Below are 19,481 nucleotides of genomic sequence, written 5' to 3'. Positions count from 1 at the left end.
CCGTTTGAGGAGATGAAGCCCGTGTATCTTTCGACCACCCCTACGCTTGAAGGCAGACCGATTCTGGATTACATCGGCATCGTCACCGGTGAAGCGATCATGGGCGCGAACATCGTGCGCGACTTCCTCGCATCGATCACCGACGTCGTGGGCGGACGTTCCGGCGCCTACGAGAACAAGCTCAAGGATGCCCGCGACATCGCGATCGGCGAGATGGTCGAGCAGGCGCGGCGGATGGGCGCGAACGCCATCGTCGGCATCGACATCGACTACGAAGTGGTGCGGGAAGGCATGCTGATGGTCGCCGTGAGCGGCACGGCGGTCCGCGTGTAAGACATCATGAGACCACAATTCGGCTTGCAGCTCCGACGTCGTTCGGAGCTGTCTTGTATTAGTGCAACTTTAAATCCCGCCACGGCGTCAAATATAAAACAGATTCAGACTGCGTACGGGGGGTAGACCTCACTTGGCAGACGTTCTCGGCCGATGGATCAAGGTTTGGCTGCCTGCCGCATTGGCTGCGCTGCTGGCATTGCTGCTGCTGTGGCCCGATCACCCGGCCGCCGCAGCGGAGACGGAGACCGGCATCGAGATGCGGTGGGAACTCGGTTTTCAGTCCGTCTATAAAGAGGGGAAATATACGCGGCTCAGACTGACGCTCACGAACCGCACGGGCCGGGATTTGCAAGGCGATGTCGTGTTCGCGTATGACGACGGGTTTCCGAAGGAGATCGCCGTTCCCGCCGAATTGCCCGCGGACACGCCGATGATCGTCGAGATGACCGTGCCGGGCATGGTGTACAACAAGGACAACAACCGAATCCGGTTCGATGAAGGCGGAGCGGGGTCCGGACGGCAGGTTCCGGTCGTGTTCGGCCAACCTTACCTGCAGGGTTCGGGCGACAATTCGACAACTGTCGGCGTCGTGGCGCGCGACCCGGATACGATGAATGTTCTCGCGCTGCTCATGACGCGCGGCTACAACTTCCGGACGATCGTGCTGAAGGAGGACGATCTGCCGGCGGATTCGCTGCAGCTCGGCGCACTGGACATGCTGGTGCTCAACGACGTGCCGACCGGAAACTGGCCGCAGGAACGGATTGACGCGATCCGGGGCTGGGTGATCCGCGGCGGCCGGCTGGTCGTATCCGGCGGAGCCGGCTATGCGAAGACCGCCGCCGCGTTCGCTGATCTTGTGCCCGTCGCGCCCGGCGGAACGGCCGAGCTCGAGTCGGCCCGGATCCTGGAAGCGATCGGCGAAGAGCCGCTGCCGGCCGGAATGCCGATGACGGTATCGACCGGGGATCTGCAAGCCGGCATCGTCACACTGGCGGACGGCGTTCCTATTTCAGCTGTCCGCGCGTACGGGTCGGGCAGCGTCCTGTATGTGGCGTTCGACCCGTCTGTCGAGCCGCTTGCGAGCTGGGGAGGAGGCCCCAAGCTGTGGGAACGGATGCTGAACGGCGTCGGGCTGCACCCGATCACGGTGAATGTGCACTACGGGTATGGCTATGATTTCTGGCAATACGATTCGATTCTGAGCCACTTCCCGTCCCTGAAGCCGCCGAAGATCGGAAATTTGTCGCTCTTCTTCATCATTTATGTGCTCCTCGCCGCGCCGATCCTGTATCTGATATTAAAAAAGTTCGACCGTCGCGAATGGATGTGGTGGCTCATTCCCGTCCTTTCCGTCATTTGCAGCGTCGTCATTTTCACCGTGGGTTCCGCAGACAAGCGGACCGTGAAAGCGCACAGCGTCCGTACCGTGCAGCTTTCGGGTGACGGCTGGGCGGACCGGTCCGCGGCCGCGGCCGTGTTCGTGCCGTCCGGCGGAAAGGTCAGCGTCACGTTCGAGGGAGCGGGATTTTCGGTTCCGCTGCGGGATGACGATATCGTTCAAAGCGGCGTCGCCGGGCTCAGGGGCGACAAGTTCGTCCGGATTGACGGAAGGGGATGCGACGGCTGTATGGCGGAATGTGCCGTACTGGTCCATCCGCAAGGCGTGGGTGCATCTCGGTTCTTCACCCGGATACGGCCAATACGATACGGCGATCGCCTATAACGGCAATTACCTCGATATTGAAGTGACGAATCACACAGCGGCCGATCTGACGCATGTCAACGTGCTGATGAACGGCATGGCGTATCATATCGGCGATCTGAAACGCGGAGAAACGGGAGCGGTCAACATCCCGTATAGCGGCGGGCAGTTCAATACCGGCTACGGCTCGTTCGGCAGCATGATCTTCCCTTATCGGGGCAGGACTGACCTTTATGTCCGGGAGCGCGGCTTGCTGGACGCCTATTTGAATGACGGCCGGAACAACGGGCTCAACGGATCGGTTGGCGGGGCGGTTCCGATGATCGTCGGGTTCAGTTCCGACAGGGAAGGCTGGTTCGAAGTGAACGGCTCGTCGGTGCCGTCCGACAATGTGACGCTGTGGGCGCAGCCTCTGGACTTGTCGATTGCCGATGTCGAAGGCGGCATACCCGGCATCGTGCAGCCCGTTATCACTCAAAACGCCATGCTTGAATTCGGATATGTCAATGACAATCTTCTGGAAATGGCCGACGGGACGCTCAGCTTCGAGTATCCGCTTCCCTGGCGGGATGAGCCGTTCCGTTCCTTCACCATCCGTCAGCAGGAACCGGCGGCGTTCAGCAATGCGACGCTGTCCGTATGGAACGATGCCGCCGGCGAATGGGAGCCGGTCCCGATGAATGACGTTTCGTACACGCTGCCCGAACCGGCGGAATCGTACCTGACGGATCAGCATACGGTGCGGATGCAGCTTGAGGCGACCGACAGAATGCGCTATCGTCTGCCTGATCTGGAACTGGGAGGAGGGACGGTCGAATGACGGAACGGTTGGCGCAAGCGGAAGACGCGCGGCAGGTGGATCCCGCCGGCGGCTCCGACCGTCTCATGGTCGAGATCCGGGGGCTTACGAAACGGTTCGGCAATTTCCAGGCGCTCCGATCGATCGATCTGACGATCCGGCGCAGGACCGTGTTCGGGTTCATCGGACCGAACGGCGCCGGCAAATCGACGACGATGGCGATTCTGGCGACGCTGCTTGCGCCGGATGACGGCATCGTCCGGGTGGACGGTATCGACGTGACCGAAAATCCGAAGGAAGTGCGCAGGCGGATCGGGTACATGCCGGACTTCTTCGGCGTCTACGATCAATTCCGGACGACGGAATATCTGCATTTCTACGGCGCGAGCTGCGGCATTCCGCGGGCGGAGCGCGAAGCGCTCATCCCGCAACTGCTCGAGCTCGTCAACCTGTCCGACAAGAAGGACGCCTATGTCGACACGCTCTCGCGCGGCATGAAGCAGCGGCTTTGCCTGGCGCGCTGCCTCGTCCATGACCCGGACCTGCTCATCCTCGACGAGCCGGCATCCGGCCTCGATCCCCGCGCGCGGATTGAGATGCGTGAGATCATGAAAGAATTGAAGGCAATGGGCAAAACGATCATCATCTCCTCCCACATCCTGCCCGAACTGGCGGAGATGGTGGATGAGATCGGCGTCATCGAACAGGGAAGGATGATCGCCCAGGGCAGCGTCGCCGAGATTCAATACCGGCTGCAGGCGGGGCGCATCCTCGAGATTCGGCTGGCCGGACGCGCGGAAGAAGCGGTCAAGCTGCTCGAAGGCGAGCAGCATGTGGGACGCGTCGTGCGGGACGGGCAACTCGTACGGTTCCAGTTCGCAGGCGGCGACGAGGAGCAGGCGGAGCTGCTCGTCCGGCTCGTCGAACAGGGGTTCCGGCCGATCGCCTTCAGTGAGGCCCAGACGAATCTGGAAGACGTCTTCCTCGAAATGACCAAAGGAATCGGGGTGGAGGCATGAACGGACAGTCGGCTGCCAAACGTCCGCTGCATGACTGGCGGACGAAGCTTATCAATCCGGTGCTCGGCAAGGAATTCACGCTCCGCATGCGGACCCCGCGTTCGATGTGGGCGCTGCTGTTCTACCTGACGGCCCTCGGCATTCTGGCGTTCGGATTTCTGTACATTTTCCGCATGGATTACGGACTCGGATCAACCGCCTTCGATCCCGGCCGGAGCAGGACGATGTTCCTGTTCATCAGCGTCGCGCAGCTCGGGCTGATCGCGTTCATGACGCCCGGGCTTACGGCGGGCGTCGTCAGCGGCGAACGGGAGAAGCAGACGCTGAATCTGCTGCTCACGACGCAGCAGAGCTCGACGAGCATCATCCTGAGCAAGCTGGTATCATCGCTCGGTTTCATGACCTTGCTCGTCATTTCGACCATGCCGGTATTCAGCATCGTCTTCCTGTACGGCGGCATTTCGCCGGGACAGGTCGGGACGGTGTTCGCTTTCTATCTGTTCACAATGCTGGCGTTCGGGTCGTTCGGCGTCCTGTTCTCCACATGGATGAAACGCACCATGCTGTCCGTCATCACATCGTACGGATTGACGCTGTTCATGTATGGCGGCACGGCGTTCCTGTATCTCATATTGAACTTGATGATCGTAAACTCGGTCGCAAGTCAACCGAATCCGCCCGGCTATTATAATTGGACCGGCTTCTTGATGGGGCTGAATCCGGCGGCGGCGCTCATCAGCATCTTCGAGCCCGATCTGTCGCGCAGCATATTTCGTGTCGCCTGGTCCGGCTCATCATCGGCCGCCGAAGCGCCGATCGAGCTGTGGCAGGAATATTTCCTCGTCTACTCGGTACTGACCGTCATCGCGGTCTTGCTCAGCATCCGGCACATCCGGCCCGTGCTGAAACGGAAACGGAAGAAGGCGGCAGGCCAAGGCTGATGGCAATCTGATGACTCATTACATGAAAGGATAATGATATAAATCATTAATTGTGTTAAATAACCGTGGAGGTTCATCCCGGAATCCATTCCTGCCGGACCGGAAGGAGGGGGAGCATGTCCCGAACATTGCATGAGCCGCAGCTTCTGAAATTGCTGACACCGGTGCGCCGGCGCCTCATGGCTGTCCGGCTCGTGCGGCGCACAGCCGCCGGGCTTCTGGCCGGAAGTTGCGCGGGGGTCCTGCTGCTTGCGGCGACTCGCTTCCTGCCGGTCGAGGATGCGCCGATCATCGCCGCAGCGCTAGCCGCCCTGGGAATCGCCGCCGGTGCGGCGGCTTCCTTCCGGCCGCGCATCGATGAACGCGCGGCGGCCCGCGAGATGGATCGCGCCGGCACGAACGATGCCATCGTCACGGCGCTCGACCTGCTGCATCTGGATACGCCGATCACGCGCCTGCAGCGCGCCGACGCCGAAGCGGAGGCAGCCCGTTTCGCGGCCGGGCTGGGCGAGCGGATTCCGTGGCCGCGCGGTCGGGAGCAGCGGCGATACCTGCTTGGTCTTGCCGCCATCTGGTGTGCTGCGGCGATTTTGCTGCTCCTGCCGAACCCGATGGATGAACGGCTGGCCGCCCGCGCGGCGCTGAGCGGCGAGATCGGCCGCATCGAACAGGCGCTTGACGAACTGGAGCAATCCGGCGGACTGACGGAACAAGAGCGCAAGGCGCTGACCGAGCCGCTGAACCAACTGCGGGAGCAGGCGCTCCGGATGGAGCCGGATGCGCTGCGCGCCGAATGGGAGGCGGCCGAGCGGGAAATTGCGCGTCTCGCCGCCGAACTGAAGCAGGAGCAGCAAGCGCTCCGAGCATTGGCGAACGAGATGCAGCGGACGCCCGAACTCGGCGAACTCGGACAGGCGTTGGAACGCGGCGACAGGCGCGGGGTTGCCGAAGCGGCGGAGCGCTTGGGAAGCCTGATTGCGCGGCTCAGCCCCGAACAGCGGGAGGCGCTCGCGGAACGGCTGCGGGAGCTCGCCGGCAAGGCGCCGGAAGCCGGAGAAGATGCGCTGCGTGAAGCGCTTGAAGGAGCTGCGGACGCTTTGGGAAACGGCGAACTCGAAGCTGCATCGGAAGCGATCGGACAGGCGATGGAAGCCGCCTTGTCGGCGGAGGAGCTGCAAGCGCTGGCTGAACAGGCGGCAACCGCGCTGGCGGCGGCCGGATCGCGGCTCGGTCTGGATACCGCGGGAACTGCGGGCAGCGGCTGGAACGGCATCGCGGATGCCGACGCGGCCGGTGACGATGAAGGAACGGCTTCACCGGGCGGCGGGCAGCCGGGTTCGGAGGGAACGCAGACCGGCAGCAGTGATGCGGGGCAGGGTCAAACCGGCGGCGGGTCGGGGCAAAACGGCTCTTCATCCGGCGGCTCTGCGGGCGGCGGCGCTGAAGGCACCGGTTCGGGAAGCCCGGCCGGCGGCGGTTCAAGCGGAAGCGCAACGGGAAGTTCAGGCGGCAGCGGCGCCGGAAGCGGATCGGGCAGCGGCTCCGGCCTCGGCAGGGGCCAGGGCAGCGGTACCGGCGGCGGAGCCGGGCTTGGCAGCGGCGGCCGGACGCTCGTCACGACGCCCCGCATCTACGAGGGAGAAGGCGAAGTGACGACCGACGGCGGTCCCGCGTCCGGCGGCGCCGTAACCGAAGGCGGCAGCTCGCCGGCCGTCGACGGCGGCGTGCGCAGTTATGAAGAAGTGTACGCGTCTTACGAGGCGGACGCCCGGCGCGCATTGTCGGCCGGCACGCTGCCGCCTTCGCTGAAGGAGCGCGTCAAGAACTATTTCGATGAGATACAGCCGGATCGGTGAACGATTCGGAACGGGAGGATGCCATGATCGAATCGAAAGCGGACATCGCGGAAGCCGTCGAGCGGATCCATGCCGTTCGGCGCGAGATCGCGAAGGTGATCGTCGGACAGGAGACGGTCGTCGAACAACTGCTGTGGTGCCTGATTGCCGGAGGCCACGCGCTGCTGGAAGGCGTGCCGGGACTGGGCAAGACGATGCTCATCCGCACGGCGGCGGACGCGCTGGATCTGACGTTCTCGCGCATCCAGTTCACCCCCGACCTGATGCCTTCCGACATTACGGGAACGCGCATCGTCGAATTCGGCGCCGCCGGCGAGCCGGCCGCATTCCGGTTCCAGCCCGGGCCGATCTTCGGGAACCTCATCCTGGCGGACGAGATCAACCGGGCGACGCCGAAAACGCAGAGCGCCCTGCTCGAGGCGATGCAGGAGCGCACGGTGACCGCGGGCGGCGAGACGCATCCGCTGCCGCGGCCGTTCTTCGTGCTGGCGACGCAGAATCCGCTGGAGCAGGAGGGAACCTACCCGCTTCCCGAAGCGCAGCTCGACCGCTTCCTGCTCAAGATTGACGTCGCCTATCCGAGCCGCGCCGAACTGAAGGAGATTGTCGCGCGAACCACTTCCGCACACGAAGCGAAGGCGGAGAAGGCCGCGGGAGCTGAAGATCTGCACCGCATCCAGCAGTACGCGAAGGAAGTGCTCGTCTCCGACGATATGTTGGATCTGGCGGTCCAGATCGTCATGCTGACCCACGCGGGCGAGCCGGACGTTCCGGACGCCGTTCGGCGGTATGTCCGCTACGGCGCCGGTCCGCGCGGCGTGCAGGCGCTCGTCGGCATCGCGAAGGTGCGCGCGCTGCTCGACGGCCGCCTGCACGTCTCGCGCGCCGACCTTGCCGCGGCGGCCGCGCCCGTGCTCCGGCACCGGATCGTGCTCGGCTACGAAGCGCTTGCATCCGGCATCCGGCCGGATGAGCTGGTCGCGGAAGTGCTCGCGGCGGCGGGGGTTTCGCCGTGAGCGCGGCGGACCGAGCCGGTCATTCCGCCCCGGAGGGAAACAAAGGCAAGCTGGTTCGGCCCGGAGAATCGCTGCTGAGGGGCGTCGAACGGCTGGCCGTTGCGGCGTCCGGGCGGACGCGCGGCACGCAGCAGGGTAAACGGCGTTCCGGCGCGCTCGGCAGTTCGCTCGAATTCGCGGACTACCGGGCATATGTGCCGGGCGACGATATCCGGCGGCTGGACTGGAACGTCTACGGCCGCACAGGGCGGGCTTATATCCGGCAATATTGGGACGAACAGGAGACGGATGTCACGTTCTATCTGGATGTATCCCGGTCCATGCGTTTCGAGCCCGGAAAACCGGAGACGAATCCGGACACATGGTCGGACACGAACAAGCTGCTTTATGCCGCCCGGATTGCGGCGTGCGCCGGCTATGCCGCCCTTTGCGGCGACGACCGCGCCGCGGCCGTCCGCTTTGCCGGCAGCGTCGAAGGCCGTCTTCATCCGGTCAGGGGACGCGCCGCGGCGCACCGCTTGTTCGAATTCCTTGAACAGTCGCTTGGCCCTGCCGCCGATCCCGGCGCCGAGGATCTCCGGGTCCCGCTTGCTGTGCCCGGCGCGCTGCCGCCGCGGCCCGGCGTCAGCTGGCTGCTGACGGACGGGCTGTATGCCTCGGGGATTGAGGAGACGCTCAAGGCGTTCGCCGCGGCGCGACAGCATCTTGTCTTCGTGCATGTGCTCGCGCCGGACGAGTGGCGGCCGGCGCTGCGCGGCGAGCTTCGGCTCATTGACGCCGAGACGGAAGCGGCGAAGGATGTGGCCGTTCACGAGAACGCGCTGCGCGCCTATGACGAAGCGCTGAAGGAACACGTCCGGGCCATTCGAAGAAGATGCATGGAGCTCGGCTTCGTCTATTTCGCCGTCGATACGTCCGTGCCGCTCGAGGAGACGGTGCTCGTCCGCATGGCGCGGCACGGATTGCTGCAGCGGCCGCGTTGATCGGATCGGTGCCGAACTTGAACGCGAAGGAGGGAGAACATGCTGTTTCAGTCCGCCGCTTCGGCCGTTTTCGCGCTGGCGCTGCCGGCCATTCTGCTGATGTATCTGCTGAGACGCCGGTACCCGGAGACCGAGATCGCAAGCCATCTGCTGTGGCGGCGGGCGCTGCGCGAGCAGGATGCGAACCGGCCCTGGCAGCGGCTGCGCCGCACCCTGCTGCTGCTTCTGCAGCTCATCGCGGCGGCGTGCCTCGTCTTCGCGCTGATGCGTCCGCACGTCATGGGGCAGGCCTCGTCCGCTGCGCCGGTCGTCATCGTCGTCGACCGTTCGGCCAGCATGACGGCGGCCGCGTCTCGCGGAAGCGGCGAAGCCGACGCCTTGGGCGAGGCGCTGCAAGCCGTCGCGGCCGCGGCGGAGGAGCTGCCGTCCTCCCGTCCGGTGACCCTGATCGCGGCGGGCGGCGAGCCGGAGTTGATCCTGCAGGACGAGACCGATCGGCGCAAGATCCGCCGCGCGTTGGAAGCGATCGGTCCGCACTACGGGCGCACGGACGAGGAAGCGGCGCTCACGCTGGCCGATGCGATGGTCCGGAACAAGGAAGGCGCCGAGCTGTGGCTGGCGACGGACGGCCGGATCCGCGCGGGCGGCGCAACGGTCGAGGCGTCCGCCATCCGCCTGTTCGCGGCGGGCAGGGACGGCGCCAATACGTCCATCGCCGCATTCGGCCTGCAAGCCGGAGCGGAATCGCATGCGGCTGCCGTGACGCTCATCCATTACGGCGCGCGCCCGGCGGAAGGCACGCTCGCGCTTGTGCCCGCCGGCGGCAAGGCGCCGGCGGCGGAGCGGACGTTCCGGCTGGAGCCCGGCGAGCAGCGCGTATTCGCCTTCGAAGGTTTGCCGGCGGCGGACTACTACCGCGCCGAACTGCGCACGGCGGATGATTACACGGCGGACAACGCGGCCTTCGCGTTCCCGGCTGCGGTTTCAGCGAGCCGGGCGCTGCTCGTCGGCGAACGCAGCCTGTTCCTCTCCGCTTCGCTCGGATTGGCGGGTGTCGACATCGTGCAGGCCGATCCGGCCCGCTTCGAACCCGACGATGAATCGGCGGCCGGCATCGACTGGATCGTCCTGTACGGAGCGGACGAACGGACGCTGGACTCGGCCGCCTGGCGCAGTCTGCTCGAATCCAGGCCGGTGTGGCGCATCTGGACCGCTTCATCGCCGCCCCGGGGCGGAACGGCAATCGAACCGGCGGACAACCGGGCCGACATCCGGCCGCATCCCGTCACGGCCCATATCACGTTGGCCGATACGCATATCGCGTGGATCGTGCAGGCCGATCCCGGCCCCGGCATGGAGCCGGTCGCCGTGTACGGCGGCGTGCCGGTGCTCTATGCCGGGACTGCGGACGGCCGCCCGCAGCTCGTCCTGGCGTTCGATCCCGCCGATTCCGACCTGCCGCTGCGGGCCGATTTCCCGATTCTGGCCGCGCAGGCGGCTGAATGGCTCGGCGGCGCCGCGAGCGGCCACCTTGGCCGGGCCGAAGCGAACGGCCGGATCGAAATCGGCGTAAGGAACGGCACGGTGCGGGCGGTGTGGGAGACGCTGGAGACGGCGCCCGTCCGGACGGCGGCCGCATCCGCCGTGGTCGAAGCGGAACGGAACGCGGACGGGGCAGTGGCCGCCGTGCAGACGGTGCCCGGCGTACCCGGGCTTTACCGCTTTGTCGAATACGATGCGGACGACCGGGTGCTGGGCGCCCGGCTGCTCGCCGTTCACGCGGCGGAAGCGGAAGGGATGTGGACGGGCGAACCGCTGACCGGAATCGGCCTTCCGGGAATCGGCGCGGAGACGGGCGATGCGGCGTCCGGAACGCCGGACGGCGCGGAAGAAGCGGCATCGGAACGATCGGACGGTGCCTTGGACGTCTGGATCGATCTCGCGCCGTACATCGCCGTTCTGCTGTTGCTGCTTCTGGCGGCGGAATGGGAGGTGTACCGGCGTGGGGCTGCATTTTGACCGGCCGTGGCTGCTGCTGCTCATCATCCCGGCTGCCGCGTGGCTGTTTTGGGCATGGAAGCGTACGCTTCGGCTGTCGGGGCCGCGCAAAGCCGCCGCATTTACGCTGCGTGCCGTCATCCTGCTGCTGCTCATCTCTGTCGCATCGGGCTTTGCACCGACGTTTCGCGACGATTACCGGGCGGTGGTCTTCGTCGCCGACCGCTCGGCGAGCGTTGCAGACGATGCGCGCATCGCCGGCTGGATCGGCGAGGCGCTCGACGGCAAGGACGACGGCGACCGGGCCGGCATCGTCTCGTTCGGCCGGACCGCGGCGGTGGAGCGGCCGCTCACGGCGGAAGGCGGCGCGCCCGCGCTGCGTGCGGGCATCGATCCCGCATATTCGAATGTGACCGACGGCCTGCGGCTGGCGGCGAGCATGCTTCCGGAAGGCGGACGAATTGTCCTGCTCACGGACGGCCGCAGCAATGCGGGCGATGCCATCCGCCAGAGCCGGCTGCTCAAGTCGCAGGGCATCGCCGTCGATGTCGTGCCGCTCGCCTCCAGAGCCGCGGACGACGCGGCGATCGAATCGCTCCAGGTGCCGGCCTCGGTCAGACTCGGCGAACGTTTCACGATCGAGCTGGAAGTCGCCAGCACCGCGGAAAGCGAGGCCGAGCTGAGGCTGTTCGAGAACGAGCGCGAGATCGCCCGCGAGACGGTTCGGCTGTCGCGCGGCATCAACCGCTATCTGTTTCAGAACATCGCCGGGTCCGCCGGGTTCAATCGCTATCGAGCCGAAATCTACATGCCGGGGGACCATCGGGCGCAGAACGACACGGCTTACGGATTCAGCCGGGTCGAAGGGCCGCCGCGCGTGCTCGTCGTCGAAGGCGAGCCGGGTTCGTCGGCCAACATCGCTTCGGCGCTCGAGGCGTCGCTCATCCCGTACGATCTGGCGTCGCCTGAACAGTTGTCCGTGGAACTTGCCGATTACGCGCGATATGATGCGATCGTGCTGAACAATGTGCCGGCGACGCGGCTGTCCGAGACGGTGATGGAGCGGCTGGCATCCGCCGTCGGTGATCTCGGCATCGGGCTCGTTGCCGCCGGAGGCGCGGACAGCTACGGCCTCGGCGGCTATTACGAGACGCCGCTCGAACGCGCGCTGCCGGTCTACATGGATTTGAAAGGGCGGCGGCAGATGCCGTCCCTCGGCCTCATCCTGGTCATCGACCGGTCGGGCAGCATGGACGGCGGCAAGCTGGAGCTGGCGAAGGAAGCGGCGCTGCGCGCGATCGGGCTGCTGCGCGACCCGGACACGGTCGGCGTCGTCGCGTTCGACGATTCCCCGTGGTGGGTCGTCGAACCGACGAAGCTGACGGATCGCGATGCGGTCACGGCAGCGGTGCAGGGGATACAGCCCGCGGGAGGCACCGACATCCATCCGGCCGTTGCCGCCGCGCTGGACCGGATGCTGGAGATTGAAGCCCAGCGCCGGCACATCATTCTGCTCACGGACGGCATGTCGGCGGGAAACAACGATTATAACGCATTGACGGCCGCGATGAATGAAGCGGGCATTACGATGTCGACGGTCGCCGTCGGCATGGACGCGGATACGGAGCTGCTGAAGCGGCTGGCCGACGCGGCGAAGGGACGGTATTATTACACCGCCGATCAAAGCACGATCCCGGCGATTTTCAGCCGGGAGACGGCGATGATGGCGCGGACTTACATCGTGGAGAACCGGTTCGTCCCCGCGATCGGGCAGGCCGGCGGCTGGCTGCCGCTGTTCTCGGCGGGCGTCCCCGCCGTTGACGCGTATGTGGCGACGACGCCCAAAGAGACGGCCGAGACGGTGCTCCTGTCCCCGGAAGGCGATCCGCTGCTGGCGCGCTGGTCGTTCGGAGCCGGCCGTTCGGTCGCCTGGACGAGCGACCTGATGGGCCAATGGTCAACGGAATGGACGTCCTGGCCGCAATTTCCCGACGTGCTGTCCGCATGGGTGAAATGGACGTTCCCGCAATTTTCGACCGACCCCTGGCTTGTGAAGGCAAGGCTGGAAGGCGGAGACGCGGAATTGACCATCACCGCCCAGGGCGCAGCCGGCACAAGCAATTTGACGGTGTCGCTGACGGGCGAAGACGGCAGCGCGGAGACGCTTCGGCCCGTCCCGGTTGCGCCCGGGGAATATGCCGTGCGGCTCCACAATGCCCGGCCGGGCGCGTATTTCATGCAGATCAGCGAAAGCGGGGATGCGGACGGCGCGCCTTCCGGCGGCTCGCTGGCGGGTTTCGTCATCCCGTATTCGCCCGAATTCCGGCTTGCCGGCGATGAAGAAGGGCGGGCGCTGCTCGAGGAGATCGCACAGGTGACGGGCGGGCGGATGCTGTCGCCGGAACAGCCCGGCGAGGTGTTCCGCATCGAACGGATTGCGGCGCGCGGGAAAGTCGACCTGACGCGGGGACTCCTCATCGCGGCGCTGCTGCTGTGGCTCGCCGACATCGCCGTGCGGCGGCTGTCGCTGCCGTGGAACAGGATCGCCGCCGCCCTGGCCGGCAGATTTGCCGTCCGGCAGGGGCCGGGCGCGGATGCGGCGGGTGCCGCCGCATGGTCGCGGCTCAAGGAACGGACCCGGAGCGCCGGCGAATTCTATGCGGGCGGCGGGATCAGGCCGAGGGGCCTTGAGCCGCGGAAGGCCGAAGACAAGCTTCCGGATGTCCGCATCGGCGGGACAGACGGCACGGATACTGCCCGTGCCGGTCCAAGCGCAACCGGATCGGCCCCTTCCAACGGTTCGCATTCCGTTCTCCTGGACGCCGGCAGCCCGGATTCCGGGGGCGCAGCCGGGTCTCCGATGGAGCGTCTGCTCGCAGCAAAGCGGCGCGGAAGCAGATAATGCCCGGCTGCGCGGCCGGACGTCCGTTCCCGGCGCTGGACATCGGCTTCCCGGAGGCGTACAATGCTTGGAGCGGTATGATTCGATGCGGAGGAGGCGGACGGCGATGGATTGGGTGAGCCGCATAGCGGAAGAGCGCATCCGGGAAGCGATCGAGCGGGGGGAGCTCCGCAATCTGCCGGGCGAAGGCAAGCCGCTTGAGATCGAGGATCTGTCGCATGTGCCGGAGGATCTCCGCACGGCTTATATCATGATGCGCAACGCCGGTATCGTGCCGGAGGAAGTGCAGCTCGCGAAAGAGACCGTCACGCTTGCGGATCTGCTCCGCATGTGCCGGACGGACGAAGAGCGCGCCGACATTCGCAAGAAGCTGAACGAGCGGCGGCTCAGGCTCCGCCTGCTCATGGAGCAGCGCGGCTGGTACGGAGCCGCGGCATGGGACACGTACGGCGAACGGATCGAGAAGCGGCTCGGAGGTGACGAAGCATGAGCATTGAAGTATGGACGGCCGAAGAATTGGCCGAACGGCTCGCCAAGGGAGAGCCGGTCAACCTGATCGACGTCCGGGAGCGGGAGGAATGGCAGGCCGGCCATATCGCCGAAGCGCGGCTGATCCCGCTGTCCGAATTTCTGGACCGGATGGATGAACTCGAGCCGGAACGCGAAGGCCCGCTCGTCTTCATCTGCAAGGGCGGCGTGCGGAGCGCGCGCGTGTGCGAATATCTCGCGCAGTTCGGCTACGATGTCGTCAACGTGGAAGACGGCATGGCCGCCTGGCCGGGCGAAGTGGTCACCGGCGACTGACGCGCCGCTATGGACAACCTTTCCGGTTCATGCTATAGTCGGAAACGGACAATTGCATATTGCGGATACGGGTGCCAGGCCGCCGCGCCCTGAGCGGAGGCCGGCTTAATAGGGAAGACCGGTGAGAATCCGGCACGGACCCGCCACTGTGAGAAGCGCGCAGGCGCTCAATGCCTTGCGCAAGCGAACGCCATCCATGTCACTGGGAGACCGGGAAGACGGCGTTCGTGCACTTCGAGTCAGGAGACCTGCCCGTTATCCTTGCCAGACGCTGCCTACGTGGTCTTAGGAGGTGTTGGATGATGGATCGAAGCCGCCTTTTGTCGGGTTTGCCGCCCGATCAGCCGGACGGCTTCGAACAGTCGACGCTTGCATGAGCATTTCCGGGAACGTCAGGCCGGGGATGCTTTTTTTGCTAGCTGAAGGCCTCATGCATCACATTCTTTTCGGACAGGAGCAATGAACGACATGACACGAAATGCGGACATTCATCACAATTGGACAAAATATGCGGCATGGTTCGCGGCGCTACTGCTGTTCGCGATGCTGCTTGCATCTTGCGGTTCAAACGACGGCTCGAACAGCGGCTCAAGCGGCGGTGACCATGCCGGTCAGCAAACGGCGGATGACGGCGGCAGCCCGGCAAATGCGGACGCGGCCGGAAGCGAAGCCGATTCCGGGGAACACGCGGCGGCGGATGCCGGCAAAGAGACGGTCTATCCGCTCACCGTCACCGACAAGACGGGCACCGCGATTACGCTGGAGCGGGCGCCGGAGCGCGTCGTCATGCTCGGGCCGAGCGATACGGAAATCGTCTTCGCGATCGGTGCGGGGAGCCTTGCGGTCGGCGCGGACGAGTACAGCAATTATCCGCCCGAAGCGGCCGAGTTGCCGCGCGTCGGCGACATGAACACGAACATCGAAGCAGTGGCGTCGCTGAATCCGGATCTGGTGCTCGGTAGCGCGAGCATGAACGCGGCCGCGGTCGACGCGCTGCGGCAGCTCGGCATCACCGTGTACGCATCTGATCCGCAGACGCTGGAGGAGACGATCGCGCATATCGAACAAGTCGGCGTCCTGCTGAACCATCAGGCCGGAGCGGAAGCCGTCGCCGCCGAGATGCGCGCGGCCATCCAATACGTTGCGGACAAAGTCAAAGATGCGGAGCCGCTCAGCGTCTATCTCGAGTTTTCGCCGGGGTGGACCGTCGGTTCCGGAACGTTTCTCGACGAACTCGTGAAGCTGGCCGGCGGCGTCAATATCTCTGCCGATCAATCGGGATGGTTCGAGGTCGATTCGGAAGCGGTCATCCAGCGGAATCCCGAAGTCATCATTTATCCGGAAATCGAAGGCGTGGACCTTCTCGGCGAGATCCTGTCCCGTCCGGGCTGGGATCAGATCGAAGCGGTGAAGAACGACCGCGTGCATGCGGTGACGAACGATCCGCTCGTGCGCGTCGGCCCGCGGCTGACGGACGGCCTCAAAGAAATCGCCGCCGCGATTCATCCGGACCTGTTCCCGTGATGAAGCCATGAAACTCCCGCTGCGCGTTGCGGCATGGTCAGGGGCGGCGCTCATGCTCCTGACGGTTTCCGTTGTATGGTCGCTTTCCATCGGCTCGGCGGGAATGCCGGTCGCCAAGGTGTGGTCGATTCTCATCCATCAGCTGCCGTTTTTCAGAAGTTCCGAACCGGACTGGACGCCGCTGGAGGAAGCAATCGTGACGCAGGTCCGGCTGTCCCGCATCGTCCTGGCGGTGCTTGTCGGCGCATGTCTCGGCATGGCGGGAGCGGGGTTTCAGGGCGTGCTCCGCAATCCGCTGGCCGATCCTTATACGCTCGGCGTCGCCTCCGGCAGCTCGGTCGGCGCGGCGCTCGTCATGACGTTCGGGCTGCAGGCGATGATCGGCATGTGGACGGTTCCGGCCGCCGCGTTCGTTTCCGGACTGCTCACCGTGCTGATGGTGTTCGTGTTTGCGCGTTCGAACGGACAGATGGCGGTGGAAACGCTCATTTTGACGGGCGTCATCTTTCAGGCATTTCTCGGCGCGTTCGTCTCGCTCATGATCTCGATGTCCGACGACGAAGTGAACCGGATCCTGTTCTGGGTGCTCGGCAGCCTGTCGAAAAGAACGTGGGACCACGCGCTTCTCGTCCTGCCGTTCGCGGCCGCGGGACTGCCGGTCATCGCCGCCTTCGCTTCGGCGATGAACCTGATGACGCTCGGCGAGCGGCATGCCGCCCATCTCGGCGTGAATGTCGAGCGGACGAAACTGTTCGTCCTGCTCGCCTCGACGCTCGTGACCGCCGCCGCCGTCTCGGTAAGCGGCGTCGTCGGCTTCGTCGGGCTCGTCGTGCCGCATCTGATCCGGCTGCTCGTCGGACCGGACTACCGGCTCATCGTGCCGCTCTCCGTCATCGGCGGCGGCATCTATGTCGTATGGGCCGACACGCTGGCGCGCACGGCGCTCAGTCCGAAGGAAATCCCGCTCGGCGTGCTCACCGCGCTGGTCGGCGCTCCGTTTTTCGCCTGGTTGCTGAAGCGTCGCAAAGCCGGATTGGGGAGGGGTGACGCATGATCGAAGTGGACGGCCTGACGATCGACGCAGACGGGCGGCGCATACTGGACAACATCACATTCCGGCTGGAAGCGGGCGGCCTGTACGGCATCATCGGCCCGAACGGCGCCGGCAAATCTTCGCTGCTCGCCGCGATCTCCGGCGTCAGGCGATTCGACGCCGGCTCCGTGCGGCTGTTCGGCCGTCCGGTCGCATCCTGGCCGCGCAGGGCGCTGGCCCGCCGCCTTGCCGTCTTGCAGCAGGAACCGCTGCCCGGGACGGCGTTCACCGTGCGCGAAGTGGCCTCGATGGGGCGTTATCCTTACCAGAACTGGTTCGGCGCCCGGGATGAAAAAGGCGAGGCTTTGATTGACCGCGTGCTGGAGACGCTCGGACTGTCGGCTTTTGCGAACCGCCGGCTTGATGCGCTGAGCGGCGGGGAGAGGCAGCGCGTCGCGCTGGCGAAAGTGATGGTGCAGGATCCGGAGCTGCTTATGCTGGATGAGCCGACGACGTATCTCGACATCGGATACCAGATTCAACTGCTCGATCTTGTGCGGGTCTGGCAGCGGTCCGGCGGCCGGACGGTCGTGGCGGTGCTGCACGATCTGAATCTGGCGGCACAATATTGCGACCGGCTGCTCGTCATGCACGAAGGACGGCTGGCGGCGGACGGCCCGCCGTCTGCGGTGCTGACATTCGAGACGATCCGGCGCGTGTTCGGCGTCGAGCCGGTCTTGCTGCCGCACCCGGAAAGCGGCGTGCCCCAGTTGCTGCTGCAGCCCGGAAGGCGGGAGATCGGGCCGGCGGCACTCCGGGATGCGGCCGCGCCGTCCGGGATCGTCCGTCCGTAGCCGGAGAAGGAAAGGACGATCGCAAATGAACGTTGAAGAAAAGATTGCCCGTGTCATCGCGGACATCGGCCCGCTGCACGAAGACGCGATGACGAAGGCCGCCGACCGGCTTGACCGGCTGACGAAACCGCAGGGTAGTCTCGGCCGGCTGGAGCAGCTCGCGGTGCAGCTGGCCGGCATCCGCGGTGAGCCGCTGCCGCGCTTTCCGCGCAAGGCGGCGGTCGTCATGGCGGGCGATCACGGCGTCTGCGAAGAAGGCGTGAGCGCCTACCCGGCCGAGGTGACGCCGCAGATGGTGCTGAACATGCTGGGCGGCGGCGCGGCGATCAACGTGCTGGCCAGACAGGCGGGCGCGGATGTCTTCTGCGTCGACGTCGGCATAAGCGGAGATGTGCGCCACCCGGATCTGATCGAGCGCAAAGTGCGCAGAGGCACGGCCAACATGTGCGCGGGGCCGGCCATGACGCGGGAGGAGGCGCTGCGCAGCCTGGCCGTCGGGATGGAAGTGGCCGGCCTGCTGGCCGGCCGGGGCGTGACGCTGGTCGCGGCGGGCGAGATGGGCATCGGAAACACGACGCCGAGCGCCGCCATTGCCGCCGTGCTCGCCGGCGTTCCGGTGGAGACGGTCGTCGGCAGAGGAACGGGGCTGGACGATGAAAGGCTTGCGGTCAAGCGCGAGGCGGTGCGCCGCGCGATCGCCGTGAACCGCCCGGATTCCGACGATCCGGTCGACGTGCTGGCGAAAGTCGGCGGGCTCGAAATCGCCGCGCTCGCCGGTCTGATGCTGGGCGCTGCGGCGCGCCGGATTCCGGTCGTCATTGACGGGTTCATTTCCTCCGCGGCCGCGCTTGCCGCAGTCCGGCTCTGCCCGGCTGTGCTGTCCTATCTGATCGCTTCGCATCTGTCGGAGGAGCGGGGGCATGCCGTCGTCCTGGACGCGCTCGGCCTTGCGCCGCCGATCCGTCTGGACATGCGGCTCGGCGAAGGCTCGGGCGCGGTGCTCGGCTTTCACCTCGTCGAGGCGGCGTCGCGCCTGATCGGCGAGATGGCGACCTTCGACAGCGCCGGCGTCTCGCGGCGCAGGGAGGACTGAGCCGTGGCGGTGCTCGTCACCGGCGGCGCGCGCAGCGGGAAGAGCCGCTTCGCCGAGTCGTATGCCGCTCGTCTCGCGTCCCGCGGCATCTATGTCGCGACGGCGCAGCCTTTGGATGATGAAATGGAGCGGCGCGTACGGGCGCATCGCGAGGAACGGAGACTGTCCGGATTCGCGTGGGAGACGGTCGAGGAACCGCTCGATCTTGTCGGGCTGCTGGATCGGCTCGCCGCCCCCGGGGCGCAAGCCGGCCGCCCGGTCGTTCTGGTCGATTGCCTGACGCTCTGGCTGTCCAACCATCTGCTTGCGGTCTGTCCGGACGGCGGTGCGGACCGGGCGCGGGTCGAGCGCGAGATGGACGGCAGGATCGAAGCGCTGGCCGGCGCCGTGCGGCGCTTTCCGCTTCCGCTCGTGCTGGTGACGAACGAAGTCGGCGCCGGCATCGTGCCCGAGACGGCGCTCGGCCGTATGTTCCGGGACGCCGCCGGCCGGATGAACCAGCGGCTGGCCGGCGTCTGCGATCGGCTGTTCCTCGTCGTTTCCGGCATTCCGGTCGATCTGAAATCGATCGAATTTCGGATGGATGAACTTTGACGGAAGACCGTCCTGACGAAACTG

Annotated in this window: 17 protein-coding genes and 1 riboswitch; all 17 genes read left to right on the top strand. The window is 65.8% G+C overall.

The window, feature by feature from the left end; translation table 11 throughout:
- Positions 1–21 precede the first annotated feature (21 nt).
- On the top strand, positions 22–333 hold the full coding sequence (locus C6W55_RS11930) for a YbjQ family protein (protein WP_015254454.1): 312 nt from the start codon (positions 22–24) through the stop codon (positions 331–333).
- Between the two features lie 133 nt (positions 334–466).
- Positions 467–2,062 (top strand): DUF7408 domain-containing protein, encoded by a 1,596-nt coding sequence (locus C6W55_RS11925; protein WP_286892765.1) that lies wholly within the window; start codon positions 467–469, stop codon positions 2,060–2,062.
- Positions 1,977–2,861 carry a hypothetical protein gene (locus C6W55_RS11920; protein WP_286892764.1) on the top strand — a complete coding sequence of 295 codons (885 nt, stop codon included), beginning with the start codon at positions 1,977–1,979 and terminating at the stop codon, positions 2,859–2,861. The genes C6W55_RS11925 and C6W55_RS11920 overlap by 86 nt, the downstream gene beginning before the upstream one ends.
- 65 nt (positions 2,862–2,926) lie before the next feature.
- Entirely contained in the window at positions 2,927–3,859 is a 933-nt protein-coding gene (locus C6W55_RS11915) for an ABC transporter ATP-binding protein (RefSeq protein ID WP_286892790.1), read from the top strand.
- Positions 3,856–4,800 (top strand): ABC transporter permease, encoded by a 945-nt coding sequence (locus C6W55_RS11910; protein WP_286892763.1) that lies wholly within the window; start codon positions 3,856–3,858, stop codon positions 4,798–4,800. Before C6W55_RS11915 ends, C6W55_RS11910 begins: the two co-directional genes overlap by 4 nt.
- A 116-nt stretch (positions 4,801–4,916) precedes the next feature.
- Positions 4,917–6,656 carry a hypothetical protein gene (locus tag C6W55_RS11905; protein WP_015254458.1) on the top strand — a complete coding sequence of 580 codons (1,740 nt, stop codon included), beginning with the start codon at positions 4,917–4,919 and terminating at the stop codon, positions 6,654–6,656.
- 23 nt (positions 6,657–6,679) lie between these two features.
- Entirely contained in the window at positions 6,680–7,672 is a 993-nt protein-coding gene (locus C6W55_RS11900; protein ID WP_015254459.1) for an AAA family ATPase, read from the top strand.
- Positions 7,669–8,655 (top strand): DUF58 domain-containing protein, encoded by a 987-nt coding sequence (locus C6W55_RS11895; protein WP_286892762.1) that lies wholly within the window; start codon positions 7,669–7,671, stop codon positions 8,653–8,655. The genes C6W55_RS11900 and C6W55_RS11895 overlap by 4 nt, the downstream gene beginning before the upstream one ends.
- Positions 8,656–8,694: 39 nt before the next feature.
- The gene (locus C6W55_RS11890; protein ID WP_286892761.1) at positions 8,695–10,674 is read left to right on the top strand and encodes a vWA domain-containing protein; all 1,980 of its coding nucleotides are present in this window, start codon (positions 8,695–8,697) and stop codon (positions 10,672–10,674) included.
- A complete protein-coding gene (locus C6W55_RS11885) occupies positions 10,658–13,555 on the top strand; it encodes a VWA domain-containing protein (RefSeq protein WP_286892760.1) in 2,898 nt (965 codons plus the stop codon). Before C6W55_RS11890 ends, C6W55_RS11885 begins: the two co-directional genes overlap by 17 nt.
- Positions 13,556–13,661: 106 nt before the next feature.
- Positions 13,662–14,045: a DnaJ family domain-containing protein gene (locus C6W55_RS11880; RefSeq protein ID WP_015254463.1), complete on the top strand. Its 384-nt coding sequence runs from the start codon at positions 13,662–13,664 to the stop codon at positions 14,043–14,045.
- Positions 14,042–14,359, top strand: coding sequence for a rhodanese-like domain-containing protein (locus C6W55_RS11875; RefSeq protein WP_015254464.1), 318 nt, complete (start codon positions 14,042–14,044; stop codon positions 14,357–14,359). The genes C6W55_RS11880 and C6W55_RS11875 overlap by 4 nt, the downstream gene beginning before the upstream one ends.
- Before the next feature lie 52 nt (positions 14,360–14,411).
- Positions 14,412–14,629, top strand: a riboswitch (cobalamin riboswitch).
- Between the two features lie 198 nt (positions 14,630–14,827).
- Positions 14,828–15,883 (top strand): ABC transporter substrate-binding protein, encoded by a 1,056-nt coding sequence (locus tag C6W55_RS11870; protein ID WP_015254465.1) that lies wholly within the window; start codon positions 14,828–14,830, stop codon positions 15,881–15,883.
- Between the two features lie 7 nt (positions 15,884–15,890).
- Positions 15,891–16,937 carry a FecCD family ABC transporter permease gene (locus C6W55_RS11865; RefSeq protein ID WP_286892759.1) on the top strand — a complete coding sequence of 349 codons (1,047 nt, stop codon included), beginning with the start codon at positions 15,891–15,893 and terminating at the stop codon, positions 16,935–16,937.
- The gene (locus tag C6W55_RS11860; protein WP_286892758.1) at positions 16,934–17,770 is read left to right on the top strand and encodes a heme ABC transporter ATP-binding protein; all 837 of its coding nucleotides are present in this window, start codon (positions 16,934–16,936) and stop codon (positions 17,768–17,770) included. The genes C6W55_RS11865 and C6W55_RS11860 overlap by 4 nt, the downstream gene beginning before the upstream one ends.
- A 25-nt stretch (positions 17,771–17,795) precedes the next feature.
- A complete protein-coding gene (cobT, locus tag C6W55_RS11855) occupies positions 17,796–18,863 on the top strand; it encodes a nicotinate-nucleotide--dimethylbenzimidazole phosphoribosyltransferase (RefSeq protein ID WP_286892757.1) in 1,068 nt (355 codons plus the stop codon).
- Between the two features lie 3 nt (positions 18,864–18,866).
- Positions 18,867–19,457, top strand: coding sequence for a bifunctional adenosylcobinamide kinase/adenosylcobinamide-phosphate guanylyltransferase (gene cobU, locus C6W55_RS11850; protein ID WP_286892756.1), 591 nt, complete (start codon positions 18,867–18,869; stop codon positions 19,455–19,457).
- Positions 19,458–19,481 lie beyond the last annotated feature (24 nt).

It is taken from the genome of Thermobacillus sp. (genome assembly GCF_003390775.1).
GTDB lineage: Bacteria > Bacillota > Bacilli > Paenibacillales > Paenibacillaceae > Thermobacillus > Thermobacillus xylanilyticus.
Note: the sequence above shows the minus strand (reverse complement) of the source record. Positions and strands in the feature narration are given on the sequence as shown.

Coding starts and splice junctions, on each gene's coding strand:
- C6W55_RS11890 (WP_286892761.1), top strand. CDS start 8,695: ATGCTGTTTCAGTCCGCCGCTTCGGCCGTTTTCGCGCTGGCGCTGCCG.
- C6W55_RS11900 (WP_015254459.1), top strand. CDS start 6,680: ATGATCGAATCGAAAGCGGACATCGCGGAAGCCGTCGAGCGGATCCAT.
- C6W55_RS11915 (WP_286892790.1), top strand. CDS start 2,927: ATGGTCGAGATCCGGGGGCTTACGAAACGGTTCGGCAATTTCCAGGCG.
- cobT (WP_286892757.1), top strand. CDS start 17,796: ATGAACGTTGAAGAAAAGATTGCCCGTGTCATCGCGGACATCGGCCCG.
- C6W55_RS11905 (WP_015254458.1), top strand. CDS start 4,917: ATGTCCCGAACATTGCATGAGCCGCAGCTTCTGAAATTGCTGACACCG.
- C6W55_RS11910 (WP_286892763.1), top strand. CDS start 3,856: ATGAACGGACAGTCGGCTGCCAAACGTCCGCTGCATGACTGGCGGACG.
- C6W55_RS11865 (WP_286892759.1), top strand. CDS start 15,891: ATGAAACTCCCGCTGCGCGTTGCGGCATGGTCAGGGGCGGCGCTCATG.
- C6W55_RS11860 (WP_286892758.1), top strand. CDS start 16,934: ATGATCGAAGTGGACGGCCTGACGATCGACGCAGACGGGCGGCGCATA.
- C6W55_RS11870 (WP_015254465.1), top strand. CDS start 14,828: ATGACACGAAATGCGGACATTCATCACAATTGGACAAAATATGCGGCA.
- C6W55_RS11880 (WP_015254463.1), top strand. CDS start 13,662: ATGGATTGGGTGAGCCGCATAGCGGAAGAGCGCATCCGGGAAGCGATC.
- C6W55_RS11875 (WP_015254464.1), top strand. CDS start 14,042: ATGAGCATTGAAGTATGGACGGCCGAAGAATTGGCCGAACGGCTCGCC.